Annotated in this window: 9 protein-coding genes; 2 read left to right on the top strand and 7 right to left on the bottom strand. The window is 61.6% G+C overall.

What is annotated here, in order from left to right; genetic code table 11:
- A partial coding sequence (locus tag ACYCTF_RS05285) for a DUF4034 domain-containing protein (RefSeq protein WP_461284597.1) occupies positions 1 to 1,918 on the top strand: 1,918 nt, incomplete at its 5' end.
- A gap of 78 nt (positions 1,919 to 1,996) precedes the next feature.
- Here the strand turns inward: ACYCTF_RS05285 and ACYCTF_RS05290 are convergent.
- Genes ACYCTF_RS05290 through clpS form a run of 3 tightly spaced genes read right to left on the bottom strand, consistent with a single transcriptional unit; the run spans position 1,997 to position 4,965 of the window.
- Positions 1,997 to 2,362, bottom strand: coding sequence for a hypothetical protein (locus ACYCTF_RS05290; RefSeq protein WP_461282833.1), 366 nt, complete (start codon positions 2,360 to 2,362; stop codon positions 1,997 to 1,999).
- Positions 2,349 to 4,610, bottom strand: a complete 2,262-nt coding sequence (gene clpA / locus ACYCTF_RS05295) for an ATP-dependent Clp protease ATP-binding subunit ClpA (RefSeq protein ID WP_461282834.1) — start codon at positions 4,608 to 4,610, stop codon at positions 2,349 to 2,351. The genes ACYCTF_RS05290 and clpA overlap by 14 nt, the downstream gene beginning before the upstream one ends.
- 37 nt (positions 4,611 to 4,647) lie before the next feature.
- On the bottom strand, positions 4,648 to 4,965 hold the full coding sequence (gene clpS, locus ACYCTF_RS05300) for an ATP-dependent Clp protease adapter ClpS (protein ID WP_461282835.1): 318 nt from the start codon (positions 4,963 to 4,965) through the stop codon (positions 4,648 to 4,650).
- Between the two features lie 251 nt (positions 4,966 to 5,216).
- On the opposite strand from clpS, the gene ACYCTF_RS05305 reads away from it, so the two are divergent.
- Positions 5,217 to 5,420 carry a cold-shock protein gene (locus ACYCTF_RS05305; RefSeq protein ID WP_461282836.1) on the top strand — a complete coding sequence of 68 codons (204 nt, stop codon included), beginning with the start codon at positions 5,217 to 5,219 and terminating at the stop codon, positions 5,418 to 5,420.
- A gap of 52 nt (positions 5,421 to 5,472) precedes the next feature.
- Here ACYCTF_RS05305 and ACYCTF_RS05310 read toward each other — a convergent pair whose 3' ends face one another.
- Genes ACYCTF_RS05310 through icd form a run of 4 tightly spaced genes read right to left on the bottom strand, consistent with a single transcriptional unit; the run spans position 5,473 to position 12,255 of the window.
- Positions 5,473 to 8,520: an efflux RND transporter permease subunit gene (locus ACYCTF_RS05310; protein WP_461282837.1), complete on the bottom strand. Its 3,048-nt coding sequence runs from the start codon at positions 8,518 to 8,520 to the stop codon at positions 5,473 to 5,475.
- Complete coding sequence (locus ACYCTF_RS05315) at positions 8,517 to 9,596, bottom strand: efflux RND transporter periplasmic adaptor subunit (protein WP_461282838.1); 1,080 nt, start codon at positions 9,594 to 9,596, stop codon at positions 8,517 to 8,519. Before ACYCTF_RS05315 ends, ACYCTF_RS05310 begins: the two co-directional genes overlap by 4 nt.
- Entirely contained in the window at positions 9,566 to 10,972 is a 1,407-nt protein-coding gene (locus tag ACYCTF_RS05320) for a TolC family protein (protein ID WP_461282839.1), read from the bottom strand. The genes ACYCTF_RS05315 and ACYCTF_RS05320 overlap by 31 nt, the downstream gene beginning before the upstream one ends.
- 47 nt (positions 10,973 to 11,019) lie before the next feature.
- Positions 11,020 to 12,255, bottom strand: a complete 1,236-nt coding sequence (gene icd / locus ACYCTF_RS05325; protein WP_461282840.1) for an NADP-dependent isocitrate dehydrogenase — start codon at positions 12,253 to 12,255, stop codon at positions 11,020 to 11,022.
- Between the last annotated feature and the right edge of the window lie 66 nt (positions 12,256 to 12,321).

A 12,321-nucleotide genomic window follows, 5' to 3' on the forward strand; every position in this document is an offset into this window, starting at 1 on the left:
ATCATGTTGGACGACATCACAAGGTGGAATAGTGGGCACGGAAAGCGTGGGCAAGAATCGCGGGGTGGCTTCTCAGAAGTGGAGGCTGGGTGTTCTCCTCGTGGTACTTGTGCTCGTGTTTTGTGGGTGGGCGTGGAGGTCGTGGGGTGTACCGGTACATAAGCCATCGGCTCAAGTCGCGGGCCCGGCTGAAACCCTCTATGTGGGCATCCTGAATCAGGCGAAACAATTGGCGCCGAAGCCGCCCGCGCATCCGACGCCGTTCGCACAGGCCATGGTCGCGCGTGATGCGATCCGGTCCGGGGAGTTTGATAAGGCGGACGAAATGATCAAGTCCGTATTGCAAAAAAGCCGTATGGGCCCATGGACGTTCCAGCCATTTACGGCATTCATGGCCGCCCTAACTGCGCCTGGGGATGCCAAGTTTGCAAGGGGCATTAACGCATGGGTTCTGGCCAGACCCAGTTCGGCGATAGCCCATCTCGTGCGCGCCAATTATTACTTCAATATCGGATGGTGGATACGTGGCAATGGATTTGCCAATGATGTGCGCGCAAATAATCAGGAGACCTTTGGATTTGCCATGGATCTTGCGGCCCAAGATGCCCGCGAGGCCCTGAAGATAAATCGCCGGGACCCATACGCCTGGAGCATGTATCTCCGGATTCTAAAAAGCACCGGCGCGAATACAGCACAGAGAGCTGTGTTTCACGAGGCCATACGCGCCTTCGCGGGTTATTATGCATTGTATCGAATCCGGCTTTCCGCCTTGCAACCCAAGTGGGGGGGAACGACCCGGGATATGTACCGGTTCGTGGCGAAGTATGCGGGCGAGACACCCGCGGAATCGCCGCTCAGAATGCTGTATGTGAATCTGTACGCGCAACTTCTTGGCGCCTCATCAGATGTCTGTGGCGCCGTGGTGCGCGCGCCGCAAATGGATCATTGCGTCCAAATGGTCATGCGCAGGGTGACTGAACCTGGCTTGCGCGAGGATGCGTACGCCGCTATAAAACGCCGCGAAGGAGTGAGGGGACTAGCACTTAGTGACGAACTGGGGCGGATATTGCCGGGTATGATCATGACGAGTGGTGGAGGGCATACGGCCGCCAGCTTTCTGCAGGTGGCGGCCAGAACGTTCGGGAGTGATACCCAACTCGTGGCGCGCGATACGGCCAAGAATAATTTCATGATAGACCGGATGGCGGCGCTCGTATGGTACGAGCATGGACAGATGGCTAATGCTGAGACGTTGGACAAGCGGTCATTGTCGGATCTTGCGAATAGCCGGTTTTCGAGCCGTTATGTCGAGGATGGCGCGCGAGCGGCCATCTACACAGACTTGGCCTCCATATATAACCGGAAGCATGACTTTCGGCGGGTGGTGGTCTATGAAAAGGCCGCAGCGCGACTGCTGGGTGGTGAGGGCGCGCGACCCGGATACGCCGCTCTGCAGTGCGCGGCACTATTTCGCCTGAAGCTCTATCGGCAGGGACTCGGCACATGCAGGGCAATTGTGGCGGCTGACGGTAACCTTCAGACGCGCTTTTGGCTTGGGCGGATCGAGGACGTTTTGGGCAAAAGTAGCGCCGCTGTGCGCGACTATGGGCTTGTAGCGAGTTCCGAGAGCGGCTATCGGGACTATGCCGGTATTGCGGTCGCGGTGGTCTATGATCGCGAAGGCCAATGGCAGGAGAGCTTGGATGCGCTGAACCGCTATTCCTACTTGTTCAAAAAGGCCTACGACGATCACTATGACATGGCAATTGCCTATAACGACCGCTGCTATGACAAGATGCAGCTTGGGGACCTGAAGGGCGCTTTGCGGGACTGTACCGCCTCCTTGCGGTACGGGAGTCTTCCGGACGCCTATGCGAAGCAGCAGGAATTGCGACGCATGCTTGACGGTCGACACTGAGGGACGTCTACGGTCTCCCTCATCGACCGCATCATCCATCACGCCGGGGCCCTCGCTACGGTTTGCGGCCTGCTCCCATTACGCGGTTTTGGGACCCACCAGCAGCGCCTCCGGCACGTGAAATTTCAGACAACACGCAATGTCGAGTATGACGCCTGGTCGCGCCCGCACGCTGACCCATAAGAGATTGAGATTCAGGTTCATATCCGCGAATACGACCTCCGGAAAGGCCTTCAGCACGCCATCGACCTGATTCAGGACCGCGTGGCACTCGGGTTGCGACCGCTCCCGAAGCCCTGGGAACAACATCATGAAGTCGCTCAACAAGTGGCCTGATTCGTCGCGCGTGGGGACTCGTTCGTAGAGCGGACATGAGGGCAGCAGACTCTGCGCCGAACTGCGCAGGGCCTGCGGCCGCCATAGGATCGGGCTACTCCTGTACACCCACCGGTTTTTCGGCATAATCGAACACGAGGCTGTCGTTCTCGGCCCGTACGTTCACGGTGCCGCCATTGGCAAGGCGCCCGAACAAGAGTTCGTTGGCAAGCGGCTTCTTGATGCGCTCCTGAATGAGGCGCGCCATGGGGCGCGCCCCCATCGCTACATCGTAACCCTTGAGCGCGAGCCAAGTCCGCGCCGAAGCCTCCACTTCGATCGAAACCCCCTTCTCTTCGAGCTGCCCCTCGAGCTCAACTACGAATTTGTCAACCACATGGGCGATCGTGTCGGGTGACAGCGGGCTGAAGCTTACGATGGCGTCCAGCCGGTTACGAAATTCGGGCGTAAATGTCTGCTTGATCGCCACGAACTCTTCGCCTGCGTGCTCCGCCGGCATGAAGCCCATCCCCGAGCGGCCCATCTGGTCGGCCCCCGCGTTAGTGGTCATAACGATGATCACATGCCGGAAGTCCGCCTTGCGGCCATTGTTATCGGTGAGCGTCCCGTGGTCCATCACCTGCAAAAGCAGATTGAAGACTCCGGGATGGGCCTTTTCGATCTCATCCAGCAAAAGCACGCAATGCGGGTGCTTATTGATGGCGTCAGTCAGAAGCCCGCCTTGATCGAAGCCCACATAGCCCGGGGGGGCACCTATGAGGCGTGACACCGTATGACGCTCCATGTATTCCGACATGTCGAAACGCACGAGCTGCAACCCGAGGACGTAAGCCAGCTGCCGCGTGACCTCGGTCTTGCCCACACCGGTGGGGCCAGAGAATAGATAGGAGCCGATCGGCTTCTCGCCTTCGCGCAATCCCGAGCGCGCCATCTTGATCGACGCGGCGAGCGCTTCGACGGCGGCATCTTGGCCGAAAACTACAAGCTTCAGGTCACGTTCGAGGTTCCGCAAGGCCTCGCGATCCGACGTGGAGACGTGCTTTTGCGGGATACGCGCGATCCGCGCCACAATCTCCTCGATCTCGGGTACGCCGATCGTCTTCTTGCGCTTGCTAGGCGCGCTCAAATGCACGCTCGCACCGGCCTCGTCGATCACGTCGATCGCCTTGTCGGGCAGGTGGCGGTCACCTATATAGCGGTCCGACAGCTCCACGGCAGTGCGCAAAGCTTGCTGCGTATAGCGTACCCCGTGATGTTTCTCGAATCGTCCTTTGAGCCCGCGTAGGATCTGTACGGCCTCCTCCACCGACGGCTCGGGAACATCGATCTTCTGGAACCTGCGCGCAAGCGCCCGGTCCTTCTCGAAGATTCCGCGGTATTCCTGATAGGTGGTGGAACCGATGCACTTCAACTCGCCCGAGGCAAGCGCGGGTTTCAGCAGATTGGAGGCATCCATCGCCCCGCCTGAGGCGGCGCCTGCACCGATGATGGTATGGATCTCATCGATGAAGAGAATGGCGCTCTCCTGCTTTTTCATGTGTGTAATGACGGCCTTCAGCCGTTTCTCGAAATCACCCCGATACTTCGTTCCAGCCAAGAGCGCGCCCATGTCGAGGGCGTAGATGGTGCTATGTGCCAAGACCTCCGGCACCTCGCCGTCGACGATCTTCTTGGCCAGTCCTTCGGCAATAGCAGTCTTGCCGACGCCGGCCTCGCCCACATACAAGGGGTTGTTCTTGCGCCGCCGACAAAGGATCTGCACCGTGCGACTCATCTCATGATCGCGTCCGATCAAAGGATCGATCTTACCGAGTCGTGCCTGCTCATTCAGATTCACGGCAAAGACGTCCAGCGCGCCACGCTCGGTGGTGCTCGCCCCCTCTTCCTGCTCTTCGGACGCAGACAGCTCGTGCCCCTCGCCCGGCACTTTCGAGATGCCATGGGAGATGTAATTCACGACATCAAAGCGGGTGATGTTCTGCTTTTGCAAGAAATAGACCGCGTGCGACTCCTTCTCGCTGAAGATCGCCACCAGCACGTTCGCGCCCGTGACTTCCTTCTTGCCGACACCCTGCACGTGCAGAACCGCGCGCTGAATGACGCGTTGAAATCCGAGTGTCGGTTGGGTCTCGACCTGGCTTCCAGGCGCGAGCGTGGGAATGTTCTCCCGCAAAAACGCGGTCAGGCTGCGACGCAGCTCCTCGATGTTGCCTCCGCAGGCGCGTAGCACGCGCGCGGCGCTCGGATTGTCGAGGAGCGCCGCCAGCAGATGCTCGACCGTTATGAACTCATGGCGCTTCTCGCGGGCCTCCTGAAACGCCATGTTGAGGGAAAATTCGAGTTCCTGGGATAACATGGGAAGGAACACCTCCAAATCATGTAAAATCCGACCCTTACTCGGGCTCCAGCGTGCATTGCAGTGGGTGCTGGTTCTCGCCCGAAAAAATTGTCACTTGTCTTACTTTAGTCTCGGCGACTTCCCTTGTATATACGCCGCAAACTCCTAGCCCACGTTGATGCACATGCAGCATGATACGCGTGGCCTCCTCGCGATTCTTGTTGAAGAAGCGCTCGAGCACCAAAACTACGAAGTCCATAGGCGTATAGTCGTCGTTCAGAATAATCACCTTGTACAGAGGTGGCAAAGCGACTTTAGGCTTCGCCTCCTGGACATCCAAGTCGGAGAGATCGCCTGGCTGCTTAAGGGGCATGATCAGTCCGTCCCGCTAACACGATGACCTCCTTCTTAAAAAACCGCATTCGTGCGCCGAATTCTCTGCCTATCGCGCCCACCCGTCCAGACCTCCCTCTCCCACCTGTCGCCATCTTGACTTGACTAGAGAAATAAGCATGAATAGCGCCGGGCCCGCTGTACGACTCCTATATCAGCATTACCTGAAATACGAGCGGCTTTCAAGCACGGCTGCGCGGGTGGCAAGCTATCAGCAGGGGGGATCACGGTATGGCAACAGGTATTGTGAAATGGTTCAACGCGAGCAAAGGCTACGGCTTTATCTCGCCGAGCACCGGAGGTGACGACGTCTTTGCCCATTTCTCGGCGATTCAGATGGACGGCTACAAGACCCTAAAAGAGGGCCAAGAGGTCGAGTTCGAGGTGCAACACGGCCCCAAGGGGCCGCAGGCATCGAACATCCGTGCCGTGTGAATCCCATACGAGATCATCATAGCACCCTGAACCCGGCTTGGCCGGGTTTTTCTTAGGCGCCGGACGAACGGCGCTTCATCCCCCAGGACAGGAATAGCGGCAAGGCCACGAGGGCCAAGGGAAGTTGGACGAGCAGGCCCGAGATGATGGCGATGGCGAGCGGCTGCTGCATGGCTGAACCCTGCCCCCAGCCGGAGGCGAGCGGCAGCAACGCCAGGATCGCCGCCAGCGTCGTCATGGCGATCGGTCGCAAACGGTTCTTGCCCGCTAGGATCAAGCCCTCCACCGGATCGCCATTCTCGATCTCCTGGTATTCGGAGTAGTAGAAAATGGCGACCTCCGTGACGATACCAACCACCATAGTCATGCCCATCATCGAGGAAATGTTGAGCTGGGTCCCGGTCACCCAGAGGCCGACGAACACGGCGGACAAGGCCAACAGAGTCGTCCCCATCAAGGCGAAGGTCACGAGGAAGCGCTCATAGAGAAACAGCAACAACAGGAAGACGAGGGCTACGGCGGCTCCGAACACGGCTATAAGGCCCGCGAAGGCGATCTGTTGTTGCACATAAAGGCCGCCTAAGGTCGAGTAGACCCCTGGAGGGAGAATGCCTGGGCGCGCCATGAGCCGCTTCACGTCATGCATGACGCCGCCCAGGCTGCGGCCGGAGATGCGCGCTGTGATCGGGATCATGCGCTTTAGGTTGTCCCGAGCGATCTCGGGTTGGCCGTTCAAGCGACTGACCGTGGCGATCGCCCGCAACGGGAACAGGTGGCCGTTGGCCGCGCGTAAGCGCAGATTGCGAATGGCGTTTAGGGACCGGCGCATCAGCCGTGGCACCCATACCCGCACCCCGATCATACGCACGTCGCGCTGCACGGCGGTCGCCACCGTACCATTCAAGTAGGCGCGCAGCTGGCTTGTGACGCTCTGCGGGTCTACACCCTCCAGGGCCGCCTTGGCGCGGTCCACGCGGATATCCACGGCATCGCCGGCATACACAATCCCATCGCGCACATTGACGATGCCACGAATGCGCCGGAGTTTCGCCGCGATCGCGGGGCCTAAACGCCGCAATAGCGCCCCATCGTCGGAGAAGACCTTAATCTCCACAGGCTGCGGCGCGCCCGTCAGGTCCCCGATCAGATCCTGCATGGGCTGGCTGGTGCTGATTCTCAGGCCCGGCACGCGCGCGGTAATCTTGCGCCGGACGTCCGTCATGATCTGCCAGATGTTTGGTCGTGGATAAGGCTTTAGCAAGACGAAGAAATCGCCTTCGTTGGTGCCCGTGATCCCGCCCCCGAGTTGCAGCCCTGTGCGCAACGAGTCGGTCTGCACATAATGGTTCGCGCTCAGGATGTGCTGTACCTTCCTAAGTAGGCGCGCGGTCTCCTTGAGCGAGGTACCGGGCGCGGCCCGGTAGTTCAAGACAAAGCCACCTTCATCCATGGCCGGCATGAAACCGGACCCCGTCAGCGTGAAGCCCGCGACCCCAAGCGCCACGAATCCCACGATGACGACGAACAGGCGGCGCGGGGCACGGAACACGGCGCGCATAATACGCTCATAAAAAGCATGGGCACGGCGGGTCCACTCCCCGCCTTCCCCGGCCTCGAGGTCGCGGGCCTGCAGGAAGTGGTCGGCGAGGATGGGTACCGCAAGCCACGCCACAAGAAAGGAGATGATGAGGCTGGCTGCCATGGTCAGCGACAGTGCGCGAAAGAAGGCCCCGGTGACGCCGGACAAGAAAGCGAGTGGCGCGAAGATGATGATGGTCGAGGCCGATGAACCGACGAGGGGCCGCGAAAACTCATGAACTGCCATCATGACACGCGCGCGACGCGGCTCAGGGCGCCTTTCATGCAGCCTGCGCATGATGTGTTCGAGCATGACGATGGTGTCGTCGATAATGAGACCCACCGAGGCCGCCATGCCACCGAGCGTCATGATGTTGAAGCTCATATGGAGCACAAACAGCAGCAGGATGGTGGCCGCGAGCACGCTTGGCACCGTGATGAGCGCGATGAAGGTGATGCGCGTGTTGCGCAGAAAGACGAACAGCACGAGCGCCGCGAGCAAGGCACCGATCAAGACCGCGTCGCGGACGCTATTGGCCGCACCCTGAATCAGCGTGCTCTGGTCGTACCACTTCTTGACGTGCACGCCCGCTGGAAGGCCCTTTTCGAACCGCTGCAAGACCTTCTTCACGGCGTGTGTGATCGCAACGGTGTTGCCGCCCGGCTGTTGGTAGATTTGAACGCTCACCGCCGGCTGGCCATCGGCCAGCACCTGGGTCCACTGTGGTTTCAGGGCACGTGCGACCGTCGCCACCTCGTCGAGGCGCACGATCCCGTTCCCCCCGGAACGCAATACCGTGCGCCGGATGTCACGCACGCGATGGAGCCTGTTGTTGGAGATCACCAGATAAAAGCGGTAGGCCTCCTGGAGATGGCCTACCGTGCGCAAGACATTGCTATTGGCAAGGGCGCGGTTTACGTCGCTTATGGTGAGCCCATATTCGGTAAGTCGCGCCGGATTGACGGTGACGCGATACTCCTCGATGCGCCCCCCTATGACACCCACACGCGCCACCCCAGGGATCGCTGACAAGAGCGGCCGCAATTGATAGCGGGCGATGTCGCGCAGAGTCACCTGCGACACGCGGCGCGATGTGAAGGTATAGGCGAGCATCCGGAAAATAGTCGGGCGCATGCGCCGGACCTGGAAGGTTGTGTCGGTGGGCAGACGGCGGCCGATCTCAGCCAGAGCGGCCTGGACCTCCAGCGTCGCCGTCGTCATGTTCTCGCCCCAATGGAAGTTGATGAAGAAGTCGGCGCTGCCGCGACTTGTCGTCGACCGTACCCCCACCACCCCCGGAATCCCGCGTACTGCCTGCTCGACCGGATAGGTCACCTGGATCAACATACGCTTCGCCGGCCGATCGCCTGCGTTGGCGTAGATCTCCACGCGCGGGAAGGCAACATGCGGAAAAAGCGCGACTGGCAGGCGCGTCGCCGAGTACACCCCGCCCAGCACCAAGAGCGCCAGCAGAAAGAGCAAGGAGCGCCGATGGCGCTGGATCCAGCCACTTAAGTTCATGGGGCGATCCGAACACGCATGCCTGGCGCAAGCTCGTAGTTACCGAGCACCACGACCGGCATCCCGGCGCGCAGGTGCGGCGCTGCGACTTGCGCGACATAGCCGTTGTGGGGCCCCAGCTCGACACGGTGGCGTACCGCCCGCCCATGGGTCACGGTATAGAGCACGAAGTGATGTCCGGACGGTAGCACCGCCGAGCGCGGCACCACCAAGCCCGGCGGCGAGGCAGTGGTGAAACGTCCCTCCACATACTCTCCAAGCAGGTAGGCATTGGAAGCCGGCAGAGTCACGAAGACATTGATCATGTGAGTCGCCGGATCCATGACCCGCGCGATCACCGACACCAGGCCATGAATCCGCTGACTTGCCACCCCTTCGAACGACGACAGGCGCACGCGCTCGCCCACGCGTATGTTGGGGACGTCCTCCGGCTCTACGCCCAGCCGCACCTCGAGCCGATCGCCGGCGATCAGCGTCACGAGCGCCTGCCCCGGGCTCACAGTCGAGCCCTCCTCCACCCCGATGTGACTCACGACGCCGCTCACAGGCGCCGTCACAATCATGCGCCGACGGAGGCCTTCGGCTTGGAAGATCTGCAAGGACAGCCGTGCCGTATCGAAGGCCTTGCGGGCGCGCAGGAAACCCGCGCGCGTGGCAAGCTTTAGACGCAGGCGCATGCGCTCATCACGCAAGGCGATCTTGGCCAGGCGATAATCGTTTTGTGCCTGCAAGAGCGCAAGCCGCGCGGCAGGCCCAGGCCGCACCTGAAGCAAGGTCGCCCCCTGGCCCACGCTCTGGCCCCGATTGACGAAGACCCGGCTGATCGAGACTTCGAAGGGTTCCACCAGACTATGGACCGCCCATGGCGCCGCCACCACGCGCCCATAGGCCACGAGTCGCTTAATGACCGAAGCCTGCCGTATCGGTGCGACCCGCACGGTTGCCGTCGGCTGTGGTAGGCTCCCCTTGCCGGACTTCGACCCGTGCAGCCATACCCAGGCGGTCACGAGGGCCATGACGACGATGGCGGCCCCCGCCACGCGCCTTAAGGGGACGCGACGCATGTCTTTGGCCATTCAAACCTCCCGCTTGCTGCCTCCACGGCCACCGCCAATTGGTCGAGCTGGGCGCGGTCCTGCAAAAGCACCAAGCGCTCTTTGACGAGCTGCTCCAGAAGCTGATAATAGGTGAGCGCGGCAATACTGTGTTTGGCAAGCGCCCCGCGGTAGACCGTCTCCAGATGCTTCAGGGCGCGTACCGAAGACTTGGTCCTCACGAGCTCGCGACGCACATAGCGCATACGCACTGTCAACTGATGGATGCTGGCGCGTGCCGCGAACCATTGCGCGGCATAGGCCCGGAACAAGGCACGGCGCGTGGCCCGCGCCTCCGCGATCGCCCCCTGATTGTGGTTGAAAATCGGCAAGCTGATCGAGACGCCCGCGCCCATGGTATTAATATCACTGGTATCGCGCGCGCGATTGACGCCCACCGTGATCGCCGGAAACTGGGCGGCGATCGCCTCCCGCAAAACCGCATCCTGACTCCGATAGCCCTTGCGCAGCGCAAGCAGATCCAATCGCCGCTTAGCAAGCCTGTTGAGCCACGGCGCCGCGCGCATACATCCGCGTCCATGCCACGCGTGCACATCGCGGCGCGTGAGTCGCAAGGGGGCATGCGCCCCAAGGCCGAGCAGACCGCGCAGCTGCAGCGCCACATCGGCCAGATGGCGCTGTACCGCAAGTTCGACGACTTCGGTCTGACGGAGCGCGAGCCGCGCGGCTCCGGCCACGCCCAGCGTCACATAGCCCGCGGCCTCACCGTCCGCCAGGATCGCGACGCTACGGCGCAAGGCGTGGACCTCGTGGGCCAAGAGCCGCTGCTGCATACGCCCGGCGAGCAGGGCATAGACCAGCGACTTGGCCTTTGCCGCCACCTGCCACTCCTGCCACGCGACCGTCAGGTCGACAGCCTGGGCATGGAGGCGTGCGGCACGCACCCGGGGGCCGCGCGTCACGAGTGACTGGATCGGCAGCCCGAGACCTACGCGAAAGGCGTGCGTGAGCCCAGTTCCGGACAGCGGTATCCCAAGCCCATAGGAAAAGATCGGGTTCGGCAAGAGCCCGGCGCTCAGGACCTGCGCATGGGCCAGCGCCTCTTGCGCACGCTCCGCGCGTAGCGCGGGATCGGCGACCACCGCCACCACCGCCGCGAGGTCCGGAGTGAGCCGCTGCCCCTTATGTACCACAAGCGGCGGCAAGGATGGCAACAACAGGTGGGCACGACGCACCCAAAGCGCCGTCGGCAAACGCGGGGCGAGCGCCCCTTTGACGGCCTGCGGCGAAAGCGGCCGGGCCGTATAGTGCGCGCAAGCCGCAGAGGTAAGCCAAAGCGCTGCAGCCAGGATCCGGCGGACCGGCCCAAACCCCCTTGCCAGACTGCCCGCCGTCACTCGCTCATCACTTTGATCCGCCCACGATACGCACCCGCGCGCGGACTTCAGGCCATGAACGCGATAATGGCATTACCGAAACCCGAGCAACTCACCTCGGTCGCGCCAGGACGCAGCCGCGCCAGATCATAGGTGACCTGACCTGCCGCCAAAGCCCCGCCGATGCCATGCAGGATGAGGTCCGCGGCCTCTCCCCAGCCGATGTGGCGCAACATCATCTCCGCCGACAGGATGAGGGACGCCGGGTTCACCTTGTCTTGGCCCGCGTAGCGGGGTGCCGTGCCGTGGGTCGCCTCGAACATCGCCACGCTGTCGGAGAGGTTGGCGCCGGGTGCCATGCCGATGCCGCCCACCTGGGCTGCCAGCGCATCGGAGATGTAATCGCCGTTCAGATTGAGGGTGGCGATCACGCTATACTCTTCCGGCCGCAGCAGGATCTGTTGCAAAAAGGCGTCGGCGATGACGTCTTTGATTACCACCGAGCCGCCATCGGCGCGTTTGATTACGAGCCTGCCATCCTGCTCCGTCGCCCCGAACTCTCGGCGCGCGAGGTCCATGCCCCATTGCCGGAAGGCGCCCTCGGTAAACTTCATGATATTACCCTTGTGCACGAAGGTCACCGAAGGCCGCTTATGGGCGATAGCGTATTGCAGAGCCCGGCGCGTCAGCCGCTCGGTCCCCTCGCGCGACACGGGCTTGATACCGATCCCGGAAGTCTCCGGGAAGCGGATCGACTTCACGCCCAGGGTGTCGGTCAAAAACTTGATCAGCTTTTGCGCCTCCGGTGACTGCGCCGGCCACTCGATGCCGGCGTAGATATCCTCCGAGTTCTCGCGAAAGATGACCATGTCGGTCTTCTCCGGCTCCTTCAAAGGACTGGGAACGCCCGCGAAGTAGCGCACCGGGCGCAGACATACGTACAGATCGAGTTCCTGCCTCAGCGTCACGTTCAGGGACCGCAGACCGCCGCCCACAGGTGTTGTGAGGGGTCCTTTGATCGACACCGCATAATCGCCGATGTCTTTAAGCGTCTCCTTGGGCAAGTAATGGCCGGTGCGCGCATGGGCCTTCTCGCCGGCGTAGATCTCGCGCCAGACTATGCCGCGGGCCGCGCCATAGGCCTTGGAAACTGCGGCGTCGACCACGCGTCGCATGACCGGCGTGATATCGACGCCGATACCATCGCCTTCGATGAAAGGGATGATCGGCCGATCCGGCACCTGCAAACGAAAATCCGGCCCGACTACAATCCTTTCCCCAGAGTCCGTGCGATTCTTGGCCATGCTGTCCTCTTTTGGGCGCGGCCCGTGCCACGCGATATAATCCGATATCCGGCGATTGTAGCGAAC

The organism is Acidiferrobacter sp. (assembly GCF_054609335.1).

What these genes read in the sequence shown, in the direction of transcription:
- clpS (WP_461282835.1), bottom strand. Translation starts at nt 4,965, where the DNA reads ATGCCCCTTAAGCAGCCAGGCGATCTCTCCGACTTGGATGTCCAGGAG.
- icd (WP_461282840.1), bottom strand. Translation starts at nt 12,255, where the DNA reads ATGGCCAAGAATCGCACGGACTCTGGGGAAAGGATTGTAGTCGGGCCG.
- ACYCTF_RS05305 (WP_461282836.1), top strand. Translation starts at nt 5,217, where the DNA reads ATGGCAACAGGTATTGTGAAATGGTTCAACGCGAGCAAAGGCTACGGC.
- ACYCTF_RS05310 (WP_461282837.1), bottom strand. Translation starts at nt 8,520, where the DNA reads ATGAACTTAAGTGGCTGGATCCAGCGCCATCGGCGCTCCTTGCTCTTT.
- ACYCTF_RS05315 (WP_461282838.1), bottom strand. Translation starts at nt 9,596, where the DNA reads ATGGCCAAAGACATGCGTCGCGTCCCCTTAAGGCGCGTGGCGGGGGCC.
- clpA (WP_461282834.1), bottom strand. Translation starts at nt 4,610, where the DNA reads ATGTTATCCCAGGAACTCGAATTTTCCCTCAACATGGCGTTTCAGGAG.